The sequence below is a fragment of the Mesorhizobium sp. M1C.F.Ca.ET.210.01.1.1 genome (assembly GCF_004791585.1).
In the GTDB taxonomy this organism is placed as follows: Bacteria; Pseudomonadota; Alphaproteobacteria; order Rhizobiales; family Rhizobiaceae; genus Mesorhizobium.
Window position 1 is genome coordinate 37,091 of the sequence record NZ_SRUU01000028.1, and the last position, 16,070, is coordinate 53,160.

At 64.6% G+C, this 16,070-nt stretch carries 17 protein-coding genes and 1 pseudogene; 9 read left to right on the forward strand and 9 right to left on the reverse strand.

Going from position 1 to position 16,070, the window contains the following annotated elements:
- Positions 1-7 precede the first annotated feature (7 nt).
- From EN853_RS25460 to EN853_RS25475, 4 genes are all read left to right on the forward strand, one after another.
- Entirely contained in the window at positions 8-304 is a 297-nt protein-coding gene (locus EN853_RS25460; protein ID WP_127859275.1) for a sarcosine oxidase subunit delta, read from the forward strand.
- Positions 301-3,309, forward strand: a complete 3,009-nt coding sequence (locus tag EN853_RS25465) for a sarcosine oxidase subunit alpha (protein ID WP_127859274.1) — start codon at positions 301-303, stop codon at positions 3,307-3,309. Before EN853_RS25460 ends, EN853_RS25465 begins: the two co-directional genes overlap by 4 nt.
- Positions 3,302-3,880, forward strand: a complete 579-nt coding sequence (locus tag EN853_RS25470) for a sarcosine oxidase subunit gamma (protein WP_127859273.1) — start codon at positions 3,302-3,304, stop codon at positions 3,878-3,880. Before EN853_RS25465 ends, EN853_RS25470 begins: the two co-directional genes overlap by 8 nt.
- Positions 3,881-4,022: 142 nt before the next feature.
- Complete coding sequence (locus EN853_RS25475; RefSeq protein ID WP_127859272.1) at positions 4,023-4,247, forward strand: hypothetical protein; 225 nt, start codon at positions 4,023-4,025, stop codon at positions 4,245-4,247.
- A 187-nt stretch (positions 4,248-4,434) separates the two neighbouring features.
- Here the strand turns inward: EN853_RS25475 and EN853_RS25480 are convergent, their stop codons facing one another.
- The 8 genes and pseudogenes from EN853_RS25480 to EN853_RS25505 form a co-directional block, all read right to left on the reverse strand.
- Positions 4,435-4,671: a DUF680 domain-containing protein gene (locus tag EN853_RS25480; protein WP_127859271.1), complete on the reverse strand. Its 237-nt coding sequence runs from the start codon at positions 4,669-4,671 to the stop codon at positions 4,435-4,437.
- 168 nt (positions 4,672-4,839) lie between these two features.
- A complete protein-coding gene (locus tag EN853_RS25485) occupies positions 4,840-5,484 on the reverse strand; it encodes a TetR/AcrR family transcriptional regulator (protein WP_127859270.1) in 645 nt (214 codons plus the stop codon).
- 154 nt (positions 5,485-5,638) lie between these two features.
- Positions 5,639-5,920: an SDR family oxidoreductase gene (locus EN853_RS34780; RefSeq protein WP_245517185.1), complete on the reverse strand. Its 282-nt coding sequence runs from the start codon at positions 5,918-5,920 to the stop codon at positions 5,639-5,641.
- Positions 5,920-6,222 (reverse strand): annotated as a pseudogene (locus EN853_RS35140) (SDR family NAD(P)-dependent oxidoreductase); the annotation flags it as partial. The gene EN853_RS34780 and the pseudogene EN853_RS35140, both read right to left, overlap by 1 nt.
- Positions 6,201-6,413 (reverse strand): SDR family NAD(P)-dependent oxidoreductase, encoded by a 213-nt coding sequence (locus EN853_RS35145; protein WP_348631607.1) that lies wholly within the window; start codon positions 6,411-6,413, stop codon positions 6,201-6,203. The gene EN853_RS35145 and the pseudogene EN853_RS35140, both read right to left, overlap by 22 nt.
- 17 nt (positions 6,414-6,430) lie before the next feature.
- Entirely contained in the window at positions 6,431-7,468 is a 1,038-nt protein-coding gene (locus EN853_RS25495; RefSeq protein ID WP_127859269.1) for a phosphotransferase, read from the reverse strand.
- Positions 7,465-7,944 (reverse strand): MaoC family dehydratase, encoded by a 480-nt coding sequence (locus EN853_RS25500; protein WP_059184497.1) that lies wholly within the window; start codon positions 7,942-7,944, stop codon positions 7,465-7,467. The genes EN853_RS25495 and EN853_RS25500 overlap by 4 nt, the downstream gene beginning before the upstream one ends.
- 39 nt (positions 7,945-7,983) lie before the next feature.
- Complete coding sequence (locus EN853_RS25505; RefSeq protein WP_127859268.1) at positions 7,984-8,799, reverse strand: SDR family oxidoreductase; 816 nt, start codon at positions 8,797-8,799, stop codon at positions 7,984-7,986.
- Positions 8,800-8,919: 120 nt separating this feature from the next.
- Here EN853_RS25505 and EN853_RS25510 point away from each other — a divergent pair, with 120 nt between their 5' ends.
- Both EN853_RS25510 and EN853_RS25515 read left to right on the forward strand, forming a co-directional pair.
- Positions 8,920-10,161: an acyl-CoA dehydrogenase family protein gene (locus tag EN853_RS25510; protein WP_127859267.1), complete on the forward strand. Its 1,242-nt coding sequence runs from the start codon at positions 8,920-8,922 to the stop codon at positions 10,159-10,161.
- A 5-nt stretch (positions 10,162-10,166) separates the two neighbouring features.
- Complete coding sequence (locus EN853_RS25515; RefSeq protein ID WP_127859266.1) at positions 10,167-11,204, forward strand: zinc-binding dehydrogenase; 1,038 nt, start codon at positions 10,167-10,169, stop codon at positions 11,202-11,204.
- A 23-nt stretch (positions 11,205-11,227) separates the two neighbouring features.
- On the opposite strand, the gene EN853_RS25520 is transcribed toward EN853_RS25515, so the two are convergent.
- On the reverse strand, positions 11,228-12,058 hold the full coding sequence (locus tag EN853_RS25520) for a MurR/RpiR family transcriptional regulator (RefSeq protein WP_127859265.1): 831 nt from the start codon (positions 12,056-12,058) through the stop codon (positions 11,228-11,230).
- Between the two features lie 146 nt (positions 12,059-12,204).
- Here EN853_RS25520 and EN853_RS25525 point away from each other — a divergent pair, with 146 nt between their 5' ends.
- From EN853_RS25525 to EN853_RS25535, 3 genes are all read left to right on the forward strand, one after another.
- Positions 12,205-13,023, forward strand: coding sequence for an N-formylglutamate amidohydrolase (locus tag EN853_RS25525; protein ID WP_127859264.1), 819 nt, complete (start codon positions 12,205-12,207; stop codon positions 13,021-13,023).
- 21 nt (positions 13,024-13,044) lie between these two features.
- Positions 13,045-14,601 carry an amino acid permease gene (locus EN853_RS25530; RefSeq protein WP_127859263.1) on the forward strand — a complete coding sequence of 519 codons (1,557 nt, stop codon included), beginning with the start codon at positions 13,045-13,047 and terminating at the stop codon, positions 14,599-14,601.
- Between the two features lie 87 nt (positions 14,602-14,688).
- Positions 14,689-16,059, forward strand: a complete 1,371-nt coding sequence (locus EN853_RS25535; protein WP_127859262.1) for a glutamine synthetase family protein — start codon at positions 14,689-14,691, stop codon at positions 16,057-16,059.
- Positions 16,060-16,070: the final 11 nt, after the last annotated feature.

A 16,070-nucleotide genomic window follows, 5' to 3' on the forward strand; every position in this document is an offset into this window, starting at 1 on the left:
ACCGAAAATGCTTCTCATCCGCTGCCCCTATTGCGAGGAAGAGCGTCCGGAACTCGAGTTCCGCAATGCCGGCGAGGCGCATATCGTGCGCTCGGCCAACATTGCCGGCGAGAGCGAAGACGATTTCGAGAAATACTTCTTCATCCGCGCGAACCCGAAAGGCGTCATCTATGAGCGCTGGCGGCATATTCATGGCTGCGCGCGCTTCTTCAACGCCGTGCGCGACACCGTCACCGACAAGTTCGTCATGACCTACAAGGCCGGCGAGCCGAAGCCCGCGAAGCTGCCTGGAGCCTCGAAATGAACGCCGCCTTCCGCATTCCCGGCGCCGGGCGCCTCAGCCAGGCGAAGACCGCGTCGTTCAGCTTCGACGACAAGTCCTATACCGGCATCGAGGGCGACACACTCGCCTCGGCGCTGCTCGCCAACGGCGTCCACCTGGTCGGCCGTTCCTTCAAGTACCACCGGCCGCGCGGCTTCCTGTCGGCCGGCGCGGAGGAGCCCAACGCGCTGGTGCAGATCGTGCGCGACGATGCGCGCAAGACGCCGAATGTGCGGGCGACCGTACAGGAACTATATGACGGACTGACGGCAAATTCGCAGAACCGCTGGCCCTCGCTCGCCTTCGACGTCGGCGCGGTCAACGACATCGCCTCGCCGTTGTTCTCGGCCGGTTTCTACTACAAGACCTTCATGTGGCCGAAGTCGGCCTGGAAGAGCCTCTACGAGCCGAAGATCCGCGCGGCCGCCGGCCTCGGCGTTTCGCCGGACCGGCCGGACCCCGACCACTATGCCGCGCGCTATGCGCATTGCGAGGTGCTGGTGCTGGGCGGCGGTGCTGCCGGCATCGCCGCGGCGCTCGCCGCCGCCGAAACCGGTGTGCGGGTGATCATCGCCGACGAGCAGGCGGAATTCGGCGGCAGCCTGCGCTTCGAGAGCGGCGCCAGGATCGACGGCGAGAATGGCTTTGCCTGGGCGCAGGGCGCGATCGCGAAGCTCAAGGCGATGGACAATGTCCGGGTGCTGCCGCGCACGACTGCCTTTGGCTATTACGCGCAGAATTTTGTCGGCCTGGTCGAGCGGGTCAGCGACCATCTCAAGACCCCCGGCCGCGAACTGGCGCGCGAGCGCCTGTGGCAGGTGCGCGCCGGGCGCGTCGTGCTGGCGACCGGCGCCATCGAGCGCCACATGGTGTTCGCCGACAACGACCGTCCAGGCATCATGCTCGCCTCCGCGGCGCGCACCTATCTCAACCACTACGGCGTCGCGGTCGGCAGGAATGTCGGCGTCTACACCGCGAACGACTCGGCTTACGCCGCAGCGATCGACCTGAAGAAGGCCGGCGTCAATATCGCAGCCATCGTCGACCTGCGCGACAACCCGTCCGGATCGGTGATCGACGAGGCGAGAGGTCTCGGCATCGAGATCAATTTCGGCCGCGCTGTGGTCCGCGCCGGCGGCAAGCTGCGGGTGTCGTCGATGACCGTGCAGCCGAAGAATGGCGGCGGCGAGCGCACGGTTCCCGTCGATGCGATCCTGATGTCGGCCGGCTGGACGCCGTCGGTGCATCTCTTTTCGCAGTCGCGCGGCAAGGTCGCCTTCAACGAGGAGACGCGGCGCTTCGTGCCGGGCACCTACGCGCAGGACTGCGTGTCGGTCGGCGCCTGCAACGGCACCGACGGGCTGGACGCCACGGTCGAAGAGGCCTATGCGGCCGGCGCCAAGGCGGCAAAGGACGCAGGCGGCAAGGATTCCGGCATCAAGGCGGGCAAGGGCACCAAGCCGACGGTCGATGCCGGCGAGAGCTGGTCGCGCGGCATGCTGGGTGCGGCGCCCGGCGCCGGAGCGGGCACGACGGTCAAGGCCTTTGTCGATTTCCAGAACGACGTCACCGCCAAAGACATCCGCCAGGCGGTGCACGAGGGCATGCATTCGATCGAGCACGTCAAGCGCTTCACCACCAACGGCATGGCGACCGACCAGGGCAAGACGTCGAACATGCACGGCCTGGCGATCGCCGCCGAGACGTTGGACAAGCCGATCCCGCAGGTCGGCCTCACCACGTTCCGCGCCCCCTATACGCCGGTGACGTTCGGCTCGATCGTCGGACACGCGCGGGGGCCGCTGTTCGACCCGACCCGGCGGACGGCCACCCATGGCTGGGCAGCAGCCCAAGGTGCCGTGTTCGAGGATGTCGGCCAGTGGAAGCGCGCCTGGTATTTCCCGAAGGCCGGGGAGGACATGCACGCCGCCGTCAACCGCGAATGCGTGACGGTGCGCAAAACGGCCGGCCTGTTCGACGCATCGACGCTCGGCAAGATCGAGGTGGTCGGGCCGGATGCTGCCAAGTTCATGGAGCTGCTCTACACCAATCCGTGGGAGAAGCTGGAGCCCGGCCGCTGCCGCTACGGCATCATGCTGCGCGAGGACGGCTTCATCTATGACGACGGCGTCGTCGGCAGGCTGGCGCCGGACCGCTTCCATGTGACGACGACGACCGGCGGCGCGCCGCGCGTCATGCATCACATGGAGGACTACCTCCAGACCGAGTTCCCGCATCTCAACGTCTGGCTGACCTCGATCACCGAGCAATGGGCTGTGATCGCGGTGCAGGGGCCGAAATCGCGCGAGATCATCGCGCCGCTGGTTGAAGGCATCGACATGTCGGACGAGGCGCTGCCGCATATGTCGGTGCGCGAGGGCAAGATCTGCGGCGTGCCGACCAGGCTGTTCCGCATGTCCTTCACCGGCGAGCGTGGCTTCGAGGTCAACGTGCCGGCCGACTATGGCGAGGCTGTCTGGGAGGCGCTGTGGGCCGAAGGCCAGAAGCATGGCGCGACCGCCTACGGCACGGAGTCCATGCACGTGCTGCGCGCCGAGAAGGGCTACATCATCGTCGGCCAGGACACCGACGGCACGGTGACGCCGAACGATGCCGGGCTCGACTGGGCGGTCGGCAAGAAGAAGACCGACTTCGTCGGCATCCGCGGCATGGCGCGTGCGGACCTCGTCGCCAAGGGCCGCAAGCAACTCGTCGGCCTGAAGACCAAGGACGCGAAGGTCGTGCTGGAAGAGGGCGCGCAGATCGTCGAGGATCCGAAACAGGCGATCCCGATGAAGATGATCGGCCACGTCACCTCCAGCTACTGGTCGGAGAATTGCGGACGCTCGATCGCGCTGGCGCTGGTCGCCGGCGGCCGCGACAAGATGGGCAAGACGCTCTACGTGCCGATGCCGAACGGCACGATCGAGGTGGAAGTCACCGGCATGGTGTTTGTCGACGAGAAGGGAGAACGCCTCAATGGCTAAGGCTGCCGCCAAGACAAACGCTGCTTCGGCCTCCGTCGAGCGGCGGCCCGCGCTTGCCGGCCGCGCGCTGTCCGCGCCTGGCGTCAAGGTCGAGATTCTGCCGCCGGCCGAGCGCATCTCGCTGCGCGCGCCGGAAGCTTCGCTCGCCGCGCTTTCCAAGGGGCTCGGGGTGACGCTGCCGACGAAGCCGAAAAGCTCGGCCACGAAGGGCGGGCGCACCGCTTTGTGGCTCGGGCCGGACGAGTGGCTGATCATCGACGAGTCCGGCAACGATCCGCTGGCCGATTGCGCCAAGGTCTCGGCGCTGCATTCGGCGGTAGGCATCTCGCATCGCAATGTCGCGATCTCGGTCAACGGACCGGCGGCCGCGGTGACGGTCAATTCCGGCTGCCCGCAAGACCTGTCGCTCGAAGCATTCCCGGTCGAGGCGGCCTCGCGCACCATTCTCGGCAAGTCCGAGATCGTGCTGTTGCGCACCGCGGCGGATGCGTTCCGGGTGGAGTGCTGGCGTTCCTTCTCGGACTATGTCTTTACTTTCCTGTCGGAAGCGGCGAGCGACGCGGCGAACTGATTTTTCCAGCCGCTGTTTGCCCGAAGAGGCCTCGCAGGAACCATCGTCGCCCCGGCCCGTTGTTTGCGACTAGGTCAATGCAATTCCGGGCGGAAAACCGCTGCGCACTTTCCCGGAATTGCTCCAGCGAGGGAGAAGCGCGATGCCGTCCAAATCCGCGCCGATGTCGTCCAAGAAGACTGCGGCCGTCCGCTCGCTGGAGCGGGAGCGGCACCACGAGATCGAGGAAGAAGAACTCGAAGAAGGTCTCGAGGACACCTTTCCGGCCAGCGATCCGGTATCGATTACCAGTCCTTCCATCACCGGCGGGCCGGCAAAGCCTGGCAAGGCCAAGACCATCCCTGGAATGAAGTCGCGCGACAAGTAACGCCGTCGCGGCAGGCAGTCGGACTTCAGGCGAAACGAAAAAGGGCGGCCAATGCCGCCCGTTTTCGTTTCCGTTTCTACGTCGCTTAGAGCGTTTCAGCGATTCATGGAATCGCCGAACCGCTCCAAATATTTGTTCTTACGCAATTCCGGACGGAAAACCGTTACACGCTCTTCCTGGAATTGCTCTAGAGGCCGGGCACGAACCACGGATTCACATCGATGCCGAGCCGCGGGCCCTTGGTGGTCTGGGTCTTGCTGGCGTCGGCCTTTTCGACCGAACCGGTCGCGGTGCAGTCAAGCTTCACGCTGGCGTTGCTCTGGGCGCAGGCCGCGGGGGTTTGCTTGGCCGGCTGGCTCGCGCCGGCGAAAGCGGCGCCCGAGAAGGCCAGCACGGCGGCGAGAGCGAGGATCGTCTTTTTCATCTTCCGTCTCCAGTAATCTTGCCGTACGTGTACGATACGCCGTACATATACGGTTAACGGAAGTTGAATTCAAGGGGGGATTTGTACGTGTACGACAAATTTTCTTGTACGTAGGAATTCGCCGCGGCGGATCAAGCGGTCGGCGTCACTGAAACCGGCACGAGCCGGTCAGCAGTTGACGGGTGTTTCGGTGAGCGGGGGGACGTCCTGCGCCGACAGCGAGGCCAGCATGAAGTCGCACATGCGCCTCACATAGGCCTGGGGGTCGCCAAACGGATAGAAGGGGAAGGTGATCAAAAGCGAGATCGTGCCGTGGCCGACGGTCCACAGCATGGTGGCGATGGCGCGCGGGTCGCCCTTGAGCTTGCCGGCGGCCACGCAGGCCTCGACCCTTTTGATCAGCACCTTCATCGCCGGGTTGCCCTCTTCCATCTCCTCGTAGCTGCGGCCCTCCGGCAGCTTGGTCTTCTCGGTCATGAAGACGGTGCGATATTCGTTGGGATTGCCGAGCCCGAAGGCGGCATATTCGGTCATCACCGCCCGCAGCGCCTCAACGGGATCGTCGGCGGAATGGTCCTCGATGCGCCGAGCAAGCGTCTCGAAGGCGTCCTCGGCCAGCGCGAACAGTATGTCCTGCTTGTCGGCGAAATAGGAATAGACCGACATCGGCGCGTAGCCGACCCGCTTGGCCAGCTTGCGGATGGTAAGCCCTTCGTAGCCCTCTTCCTGGACGAGCTTGTGGGCTGCGTCGACCAGTTCGGACCGAAGCTCGGCTTTCTGTTTCTCGCGGCGTTTCTGAACGCTCAGCGCCAATGTCCGCCTGCCTTTTGTGGTTGGTTGCCTGGCGAAATTATATACGCTGTACGGAAACGAACAAGGGAGCGGCTTGGTTCCCCAAGGTACGCCCTAACGCATTGTTCCAACACAATTTCGGACCGAAAACCGATTCCGGCTTTTCTTCGATGCGTTAGATCGCGCCGATGCCGCCGTCCAGCGCCAGCGCATGGCCGGTCATGAAGGAATTGACGGGGTCGGCGAGATAAACGATGCCGGCTACGATCTCGCCGACCTTGCCAACGCGCTTCATCGGCACGCCGCGGGTGAGTTCGGCAAGCGCCTCGGCTTCGGGCGCGCCGGTGGAGCGGACGAAGCCGTCGACCATCGCCGTCCTGGTATGAGCCGGACAGACCGCGTTGATGCGTATGCCCTTGCTGGCATATTCGACGGCGGCCGACCGTGTCAGTCCCATCACGCATGCTTGGCGGCGGCATAGACCGACAGCTTCGGCGCGCCGGAGAGACCGGCGACCGAGGCGACATTGACGATGGCGCCGCCCTTGCCGCTGTCCCTGAACTGGCGCTCCATCTGCGGGATTTGGTGCTTCATGGCGTAGAAAACGCCTAGCAGGTCGACCTCGAGCACGCGGCGCGCTTCCTCCGATGTCACCTGCGGCAGGCGCACGAATGCGTGCACGATGCCTGCATTGTTGATGGCGATGTCCAGCCGGCCGAATTTCTCGACGGCAAGCTTCACCAGATTCTCCGAGAGCGTCTCGTCGGCAACATTGCCGGCAAGGAGCGCGGTCTCGGTGCCGAGTGTTGCCGCGAAATCGCCAAGTGCGCTTCATCGAGATCGGAAAGAACCAGCCGCGCGCCCTCGGCGGCGAAGGCTTTGGCGGCGCCGCTGCCGAGCCCGCCGGTCGCACCGGTGATCAGCACTGTCGCTCCATCGAAACGACCCATGGCTCGGTTCTCCTTGTTCAACTCTTCCTGTTGATCAGGTCCACCGCGAGCGCGGCAAGCAGCTTCACCGCCTCACCATACGTCTTGGCCTTCTCCGGGTTGGAGGCGTTGCCGTCCAGCGCGCGGCGGTAGACGCCCTGGCAGATCGCCGCCAGGCGGAAGAAGGAGAAGGCAAGGAAAAAGGTCCAGTTGCCGATGCCGTCGATCCCACGCCGGCGGCAATAGGTGGCGACATAGGCTTCCTCGGAGGGCAAGCCGGCTGCTGCGCGGTCGACGCCGCCAAGGCCGCGAAAGCCGGAGGCGTGCGGCAGCCGCCACTGCATACATTGATAGGCGAGGTCGGCAAAGGGATGGCCGAGCGTCGACAGTTCCCAGTCGAGCACGGCGATGACCCTGGGCCCATCCTTGGCAAAAATCATGTTGTCCAGCCGGTAGTCGCCATGCACCAGCGAGACCCGGCCGTCATTGGCCGGCATGTGCGTCTCCAGCCAGGCGATCAGCCGATCCATGTTGGCGATGGTTCCGGTTTCGGAGGCGCGGTACTGGCTGGTCCAGCGGGCGAACTGGCGCTCGAAATAGCTGCCGGGCTTGCCGAAATCGCTCAAGCCCACGGCCTCGACATCGACATCGTGCAAGGCGGCAAGCGTTGCATTCATGGCGTCGTAGATCGCGCTCCGCTCGGCATCGCCGGATGCGTCCGGCAAGGACGGATCCCAGAAGATGCGCCCTTCGAGGAACTCCATCACATAGAACATGCGGCCGATCGGCGAGTCTTCGCCGGATAGGTGCAACATGCGCGGTACCGGCACGGCGGTCGAGCCAAGCGCCTGCATGACCCGGAACTCGCGATCGACCTGATGCGCCGATTTCAGCAGTTGTCCCGGCGGCTTGGCGCGCAGCACGTAGCGGCCGCTTGCGGCTGTCAAAAGGTAGGTGGGATTCGACTGTCCGGACTTGAATTTCTCGATCGCGGACAGCCCGGCAAAGCCCGGGATATGCGCCTCGAGGTAAGGCGCGAGCGCCGCCTTACCCAAGGCGTTGGCGTCGCCGCTCATGCGGTCTCTGGCTGGCGCTCGATCAGCGTCAGGGTCAGCCAGCGCGCGGTCAGCGCCGGCTTCTTCGATCCCTCGATCTCGATAGTCACGTCATGCGCCGTCTGCACCCAGCCCGAAGGCCGCACCTTGACGTCGGCCAGCACGAAATGGGTGCGGATGCGCGAGCCGGTCTTGACCGGCGCCAGGAAGCGCAGCGTGTCGAAACCGTGGTTGACGCCCATCTTGGTGTTCTCGATCGGCGGCATGGTCTCGAAGGTCATGGCCGACAGAAGCGACAGCGACAGGAAGCCATGCGCGATGGTGCCGCCGAACGGCGTCTCGCGCGCGGCGCGCTCCGGGTCGCAATGGATGAACTGGTGGTCGTCGGTGGCGTCGGCGAACTGGTCGATCATGCGCTGCGTCACCGTGCGCCAGGGCGACACACCGACCTCCTTGCCGACGCTGGCCAGAAGCGTATCGAGACTGATCGGTTCCACGCGAATGTCCTCCGCACCTCCGCCCGGATCGCGAGCGTTTTATTCCTTGAACAATGTCATCCCGTGCTGCACCGACTGGCCGCCGTCGATCGGCAGGATGGCGCCGGTGACATAGCTTCCGGCACGGCTGCACAAATAGAGCGTTGCGCCGGCAATGTCATCCGCCACGCCGATGCGGCCCAGCGGAACATGGTTACCGACATGTTTCGCCTGCTCCTCGGTGGCGGTGGCAAAGGCCGTCATCCGGCTCTGGAAGGGGCCGGGGGCAAAGGCGTTGACGGTGATACGGCGGGCGGCGAACTCGATCGCCAGCGTGCGCGTCAAATGATGCACCGCGGCCTTCGACGCGGTGTAGGAATAGGCGTCGTCGGCCAGCGGCTGGCTGCCCATCACCGAGCCCAGGTTGATGACGCGGGCAGGATCCTCGTCGCTTGCTGCGGCATCGAGCAGCGGTAAAAGCTCGCGCGTCAGGTGGAAGACGGCGGTGACGTTGACGCCGAACACCTTGGCCCAGGCGTGATAGGGAAACTCCTCCAGCGGCGCGCCCCACGAAATGCCGGCATTGTTGACCAGGATATGCAACCTGTCCGTGCGCACCTTCACTTCGGCGACCAGAGCGGCGATGCCCGCTTCGCTGGAAACGTCGCCGGCAAAGCCCTCGGCCCGGCCGGAGCCGCCGAGCGCGTTGAGCTCGCTGGCGACGCGCACGCAGTCCTCGCCTTTGCGCGAGGCGATCATCACGGTGGCGCCGGCCCGCACCAGTCCGGTTGCGACCATGCGGCCGATGCCGGTCGCGGCGCCGGTCACCAGCGCTGTCTTGCCGGTGACCGAGAACAGCATGTCCAGATAGCTCATCCCAATTCCTCCCACGCGCCTCGTCCCGGCCGGAGCCAAAGGACTCGCGTTGACAAGGCTAGCCGAAGTACGGTCATCCTTGCCACGGGTAAAGACGCAGCTTGGAAAGGGCCAGAACCGATGGCGGACATGAATCTCGGCATGACCGAGCGGCTGAAGCCCATCCATCAGCGCGTGGCCGCGATGGTGCGCGACGAGATCGCGCCGCTCGGCGAGGAGTTTCTGGCCGAGGTCGGCCGGAATGGCGACCGCTGGGCCTACACGGCCAGGCAGACCGAGATCCTCGAAGGGCTGAAGAAGACGGCGCGGGAGCGCGGGTTGTGGAACTTCTGGCTCACCGATTCCAAGCGCGGATATGGCCTTTCGACGGTCGAATACGCCTATCTGGCCGAGGAGATGGGCAAGGCGCATCTCGGCGCCGAGACCTTCAACTGCTCGGCGCCCGACACCGGCAACATGGAGGTGCTGGAACGCTACGGCTCCGTCGAGCACAAGCAAGAATGGCTGGAGCCGCTGCTCGAGGGGAAAATCCGCTCGGCTTATCTGATGACCGAGCCGGACGTCGCATCGTCGGACGCCACCAACATCTCCATGCGCTGCGAGCGGAGCGGCGGCGACTATGTGCTCAACGGCGAGAAATGGTGGGCATCGGGCGCCGGCGATCCGCGCTGCGCCATCTACATCGTCATGGTCCGGACCGGGTCCGACGAGGAACCGCAGCATCGCCGGCATTCGATGATCCTGGTGCCTTCCGACAGCAAGGGCATCACCAGGTTGCGGCCCATGCAGGTCTATGGCGACGACGACGCGCCGCACGGTCATATGCATCTGAGGTTCGAGGATGTGCGGGTTCCGGCGGCGAACCTGATCCTCGGCGAGGGCAGGGGGTTCGAGATCGCGCAAGGAAGGCTGGGGCCGGGCCGCATCCATCACTGCATGCGCGCCATCGGGCAGGCCGAGATGGCGCTGGAGATGCTGTGCCAGCGCTCCGTGCGGCGCGAGGCCTTCGGCCAGTCGCTGGCCCGGCTCGGCGCCAATTTCGACATCATCGCCGAGTGCCGCATGGAGATCGAGATGGCGAGGCTCTTGTGCCTCAAGGCGGCATGGATGATCGACCAGGGCGATGCGCGCGCCGCCGCGCCCTGGATCAGCCAGATCAAGGTCGTCGCGCCGCGCGTTGCGCTCAAGGTCACCGATGAGGCGGTGCAGATGTTCGGCGCGCAAGGCATCAGCCAGGACACGCCGCTCGCCCGCTCGTGGACGCATCTGCGAACCCTGCGGCTCGCCGACGGGCCCGACGCCGTGCACCGGCGGCAAGTGGCGCGCACGGAACTCAGGAAATACACCCAGGAGAAGGTCTGATCGCCATGACGCATCCATCGGAAATGCGAGGCTTGTTGCTGGTCGGCGACGGTTACACCAAGACACCTTCCGCCGGCGCGCTGGAGGCGATGGAGCCTTATCTCCAACCGGGGAGCATCGGAGTGCCGACCCCGGGGCCGACGCAAGCGCTGATCAAGGTCAGCCTCGCCTCGATCAACCCGTCCGATATCGCCTTCATCAAAGGGCAATACGGCCAGCCGCGGGTAAAGGGGCAGCCAGCAGGCTTCGAAGGCGTCGGTATTGTCGTCGCGACCGGCGACGACCCCTACGCGAAAAGCCTTGCGGGCAAACGTGTCGCCTTCGCCACCGGCGTGTCGAACTGGGGTTCATGGGCCGATTACGCGCTGGCGGAGGCGGCGTCCTGCATTCCGCTGCTCGACACGGTGCGTGACGAGGACGCCGCGGCGATGATCGTCAATCCGCTGACCGCTTTAGCCATGTTCGATATCGTCAAGCAGGAAGGCGACAAGGCCTTCATCATGACCGCCGGCGCCAGCCAGCTTTGCAAGCTGATCATCGGCCTGGCGAAGGAGGAGGGCTTTCGGCCGATCGTCACCGTGCGCCGTGATGAGCAGATTCCTTTGCTGAGGGAACTTGGTGCCTCCCATGTGCTCAACGAGAAGGCAGCGGATTTCGAGCCGGCGCTGCGCGAGGTGATGAAGGCCGAGCAGCCGCGCGTCTTCCTGGACGCGGTCACCGGGCCGCTAGCCTCGGCCATCTTCAATGCCATGCCGAAGCGCTCGCGCTGGATCGTTTATGGAAGGCTCGATGCCGAGCCGACCGTCGTCCGCGAGCCCGGCCAGCTGATCTTCCAGCACAAGCGCATCGAAGGCTTCTGGCTCGCCGAATGGATGCGGCAGTTCCGCGACCGGCTCGGCCCGGCGGTGCTGGAGGCTCAGAAGCGTTTTTCCGACGGGCGGTGGTCGACCGATGTGACGGCGGTGGTGGCGATGGACGAGGCGATGGCGCGGCTGCCGGCCGAGTTGGGCAAGCCGAACGGCAAGGTGTTCATCAAGCCGTAGCGGCTACTCAGATTGGCGACCGCTCAGCGCAAGCTCTCCAGGTCGCGGATGCGCTTGGCGCCGGCGGCTTCGAGCTGCCGCGTGACGGCGCCGATCAGCGTCTCGGCGACGACGAAGAGGGCGGCCGACGAATCCCAGGCCGAGGGCACCGCGGTGCGGCCGGCGATCACGTGGCGGGCGAAGCGGGCGATCGGTGACAGCCACTGGTCGGTGAAGAGCACGATCTGCACGCCGCGCTGGTGTGCCTTCTCGGCGAAACGGACCAGGCTTTCCTGGTAGCGCCTGATGTCGAAGATCACCAGCACGTCGCGCTTGCCCATATCGATCAGCCGGTCGCGCCAGATGCTCTCCTGACCGGCGAGGTGGTAGACATCCGGCTGGATGATGGCGAGATGGGCGGCCATGTAGCGGGCCAGCGGGTCGGTGAAGCGGCCGCCGATCAGGAAGGTCTTGCCGCGCCGTTCGGCAAGCCTTGTGGCGATGTCTGCCAGTTGTTTGTCGGAGAGGTGCCGGAACGTCTCGCGCATGTTTTGCAGCGTCGCCTCCAGCATCGGCGAAACGGCCCCGCCGCCGACAGGCGACGCCGGGTTGAGCGTGCGCGATGCTGGCGACTGCAGCTGCGCGGCCAGCTCATCCTGCAGCGCCGACTGGAATTCGGGATAGTTCTGGAAGCCGAGCCTGGCGACGAAACGCAGGATCGTCGGTGACGAAACTCCCGCCGCGGCCGAGAATTCGGCCACCGTCTTCAGCCCGGTCAGCGGATAGTTGGCAATCAGCGTCTGCGCGGCGCGGCGCTCGCCCGCTGGCATGGTGCCGATGCGGTCCGAGATCAGTTCGGCAATGCTGGAGATCATCGTTTTCCCCACCCTTTGACCCGGTCGCCGCCGTTTTCGGAATTCGGCGTTTGACAAAGTCGGATAAAGTGTATGAAATCATCCACAGGGACGCAATGAGGCAAAATACGTAACATACGATACAGCGCTCCCCAGGGGACGGCAGTATGGAGAAAGCACGGCCGGCCAGCCTTGCACCGTCGGAGACCGTAAGGGTGACCAACCCCGGCGGCTCGAGCCCTTTCATCCTCACCTGCGACCACGCTTCGAACTTCCTGCCCGCCGAATTCGGCACGCTCGGCCTGCCCGTCGAGGATCTTTTCCGCCATATCGCCTGGGATCCGGGCGCGTTGCCCGTCGCCAGCCGCATGGCCGATGCGCTTGATGCCACGCTGGTCGAGACCCGGATCTCGCGCCTGGTGATCGACTGCAACCGGCCGCTCGACGCGCCGGACCTCGTGCCGCCAGTCAGCGAGACGACGGCCATCCCGGGCAATACCGATCTTTCGGACAAGCAGCGTGCCGCGCGGATCGACCTGGCCTGGCGTCCGTTCCACGACACGATCGCTGGGATCATCGAACAGCGGCTGGCGCGCGGCCAGGAAACGCGTCTGGTGTCGGTGCACTCCTTCACGCCGGTCTACAAGGGCAGGAGCCGGCCCTGGCATATCGGCATCATCCATGACGACGACCGCCGGCTGGCGGCGCCGCTGATAGCGGCATTGCAACGGCTTGCCGGAGTCACCGTCGGCGTCAACGAACCCTATTCGCCGGCCGACCGCGTGTATTTCACGCTGGAACGGCATGCGCGCTCGCGCGGCCTTGCCTGCGCGATGATCGAAATCCGCAACGACGAAATCTCCGGCGAGACCGGGCAGCGGAAATGGGCGGATCTGCTCACCGGCATATTTTCTAATCTGGAGCCCGAGGAGGCCAGGGGCTCCCGACAACGCGCAATGGGAAAGTCAATTCAATCGGCCAGCTAAGAATCAAATAGGGGACTTCAAATGGCATCACCGGGTTATACCGAAGTCGACAAAGCGGAGGACATGAAGGTTCTCCACAATATGGGCTACGCCCAGGAACTGGAGCGGCGCCTCAGCCGCTTTTCGAATTTCGCAGTTTCCTTCTCCATCATCTGCATCTTGTCCGGCGGCATCAACTCGCTGGCGCAGGCCACATCCGGCGCCGGTGGCATCGGCATAGGCATCGGCTGGCTGGTCGGCTGCTTCGTGTCGCTCACGTTCGCTGTCGCCATGTCGCAGATCAGCTCGGCCTATCCGACGGCCGGCGGCCTCTATCACTGGGGCTCGATCCTCGGCAACCGCGGCACCGGCTGGGTGACGGCCTGGCTCAACCTGCTCGGCCTGATCACCGTGCTCGGCGCCATCAATGTCGGCACCTGGACGTTTTTCCTCGGCGCCTTCGGACCGGCGCTCGGGATCGAGGGAACGCTCACCAACCAGATGATCTTCCTGGTCATCATCACCGGCGCCCAGGCCCTGATCAACCACCTCGGCATCAAGCTGACGGCGAAACTCACCGACTTCTCGGGCTACCTGATCTTCTTCGGGTCAATTCTGATCGCGATCGTCTGCCTGGCTGCCGCCGAAACCTGGGATTTCAGCCGCCTCTTTACCTTCCACAACTATTCCGGCGACGCGGGCGCAGGTGTTTGGCCGTCGGTATCGAATGCCTGGGTGTTCGCGCTCGGCCTCTTGCTGCCGATCTACACGATCACCGGTTATGATGCTTCGGCGCATACGTCGGAAGAGACCATCAAGGCCGCTTCCTCGGTGCCGCGCGCGATGGTGATGTCGGTCATCTGGTCGGCACTGTTCGGCTACCTGTTCCTGGCCGCCTTCGTGCTGATGATCCCGAACATGGACGACGCCGCCAAGCAGGGCTGGAACGTGTTCTTCTGGGCCTTCGACCAGCGCGTCAGCCCTGGCATCAAGGAGTTCGTCTACCTCGTGGTGTTCCTGGCTCAGCTCTTGTGCGGTCTTGCCACCGTCACCTCGGCCTCGCGCATGATCTTCGCCTTCTCGCGTGACGGCGGCCTGCCAGGCTCCTCGGCGCTCGCCAAGGTCAGCCCGACCCACCGCACGCCGGTGGCGGCGATCTGGACAGCGTCGATCCTGTCGGTGCTGTTCGTGTGGGGCTCGTCGGTGGTCTCGGTCGCCGGCACTTCGGCCTACACGATCGTGGTGTCCTGCACCGTCATCTTCCTGTTCCTCTCCTTCACCGTGCCGATCGTGCTCGGCATGATGGCCTGGGGAACGCCGAAGTGGGACAAGATGGGGCCGTGGAATATGGGCCGCGGCATCTTCATGCTGTTCGCCTTCCTGTCGATTGTGTCGATGATCCTGATCTTCGTCATCGGCATCCAGCCGCCGAACGACTGGGCGCTCTACATCACCGTCAGCTTCTTCATCCTGACGGCGATCGTCTGGTTCGCCTTCGAGCGCAACCGCTTCCAGGGTCCGCCGCTCGGCGACATCATCGCGGCGCGCCAGGCTGCGATCAAGGCGGCCGAGCAGGCAGTGGGCGAAACCGGCCACTGACAATTCGCTTCATGACCATGGCCGACATCGCGCCGGCCATGGTTTCGTTTCTCCCTCTCAATCGACCAGCACTGGAGCGCCACAAGAATGGCCGGGAATTTCTCGTTCGATCAGTTGAAGAAAGCGGTCTCGAATGACGAGATCGACACGGTTCTGGCCTGCATCGTCGATATGCAGGGACGGCTCGCGGGAAAGCGCTTCCTGGCCCAGTATTTCGTCGATTCCGCGCATGGCGAGACGCATGGCTGCAACTATCTGCTCGCCTGCGACATCGATATGGAGCCGGTGCCTGGCTACAAGGCGGCGAGCTGGTCGAAGGGCTATGGCGACTTCGTCATGAAGCCCGACCTTTCGACGCTGCGGCGCATCCCCTGGCTCGAAAAGACGGCGCTGGTCATCTGCGACGTGCTCGACCACCACGATCATGAAGACCTCGCGCACTCGCCGCGCGCGATCCTGAAGAAGCAGGTCAAGCGGCTGAGCGAGCGCGGCTATATCGGCTACTTCGCCTCCGAGCTCGAATTCTACCTGTTCAACGAGACTTACGATTCCGCCCGCAAGAAGCACTGGCAGGGCCTCGACTCGGCGTCGCCCTATATCGGCGACTACCAGATCGGCATCACCAGCAAGGAAGAAGGCATCATGCGCCGGCTTCGCAACGAGATGGAGGCTGCCGGCATCCCGATCGAGAATTCCAAGGGCGAGTGGGGTCCTGGCCAGGAAGAGATCAATGTGCGCTATGCCGAGGCGCTCGAGATGGCCGACCGCCACGTCATCCTGAAAAACGGCGCCAAGGAGATCGCCGATTCCGAAGGCAAGGCCGTCTCCTTCATGGCCAAATACAATTACGGGCTCGCCGGCAATTCCAGCCACATCCACAATTCGCTGTGGAGCGCCGACGGAAAGACGCCGCTGTTCTTCGACAAAAACGCTGAATGGACCTTGTCGATGCTCGGCCAGCAATGGGCGGCCGGCCAGCTCAAATACGCCAAGGAGTTCACCTGGTTCCTGGCGCCCTACATCAACTCCTACAAGCGCTTCCAGGCCGGCACCTTCGCGCCGACCAAGATCATGTGGAGCGAGGACAACCGTACCGCAGGCTTCCGGCTCTGCGGCGAGGGCACCAAGGGCATCCGCATGGAATGCCGCATTGGCGGCGCTGACTTGAACCCTTACCTCGCCTTTGCGGCGCTGATCGCCTCGGGGCTCGCCGGCATCGACGAGAAGCTGGAGCTGCAGAAGCCTTTTGTCGGCGATGCTTATCAAGCGTCGCAGCTGCCGGAGATCCCGAAGACGCTGCGCGATGCCACTGAGACGCTGGCGAACTCCACCATGCTTCAGCAGGCCTTCGGCGAGGATGTGGTCGAACACTACGTGCACACCGCCCGCTGGGAGCAGTTCGAATACGACCGCCGCATCACCGATTGGGAACTGCACCGGGGGTTCGAGCGGTACTAGCCTATGGCGTC

Coding starts and splice junctions, on each gene's coding strand:
- EN853_RS25480 (WP_127859271.1), bottom strand. CDS start 4,671: ATGAAAAAGACGATCCTCGCTCTCGCCGCCGTGCTGGCCTTCTCGGGC.
- EN853_RS25510 (WP_127859267.1), top strand. CDS start 8,920: ATGGCGGACATGAATCTCGGCATGACCGAGCGGCTGAAGCCCATCCAT.
- EN853_RS34780 (WP_245517185.1), bottom strand. CDS start 5,920: ATGGGACTGACACGGTCGGCCGCCGTCGAATATGCCAGCAAGGGCATA.
- EN853_RS25495 (WP_127859269.1), bottom strand. CDS start 7,468: ATGAGCGGCGACGCCAACGCCTTGGGTAAGGCGGCGCTCGCGCCTTAC.
- EN853_RS35145 (WP_348631607.1), bottom strand. CDS start 6,413: ATGGGTCGTTTCGATGGAGCGACAGTGCTGATCACCGGTGCGACCGGC.
- EN853_RS25515 (WP_127859266.1), top strand. CDS start 10,167: ATGACGCATCCATCGGAAATGCGAGGCTTGTTGCTGGTCGGCGACGGT.
- EN853_RS25505 (WP_127859268.1), bottom strand. CDS start 8,799: ATGAGCTATCTGGACATGCTGTTCTCGGTCACCGGCAAGACAGCGCTG.
- EN853_RS25530 (WP_127859263.1), top strand. CDS start 13,045: ATGGCATCACCGGGTTATACCGAAGTCGACAAAGCGGAGGACATGAAG.
- EN853_RS25475 (WP_127859272.1), top strand. CDS start 4,023: ATGCCGTCCAAATCCGCGCCGATGTCGTCCAAGAAGACTGCGGCCGTC.
- EN853_RS25525 (WP_127859264.1), top strand. CDS start 12,205: ATGGAGAAAGCACGGCCGGCCAGCCTTGCACCGTCGGAGACCGTAAGG.
- EN853_RS25470 (WP_127859273.1), top strand. CDS start 3,302: ATGGCTAAGGCTGCCGCCAAGACAAACGCTGCTTCGGCCTCCGTCGAG.
- EN853_RS25520 (WP_127859265.1), bottom strand. CDS start 12,058: ATGATCTCCAGCATTGCCGAACTGATCTCGGACCGCATCGGCACCATG.
- EN853_RS25465 (WP_127859274.1), top strand. CDS start 301: ATGAACGCCGCCTTCCGCATTCCCGGCGCCGGGCGCCTCAGCCAGGCG.
- EN853_RS25460 (WP_127859275.1), top strand. CDS start 8: ATGCTTCTCATCCGCTGCCCCTATTGCGAGGAAGAGCGTCCGGAACTC.
- EN853_RS25535 (WP_127859262.1), top strand. CDS start 14,689: ATGGCCGGGAATTTCTCGTTCGATCAGTTGAAGAAAGCGGTCTCGAAT.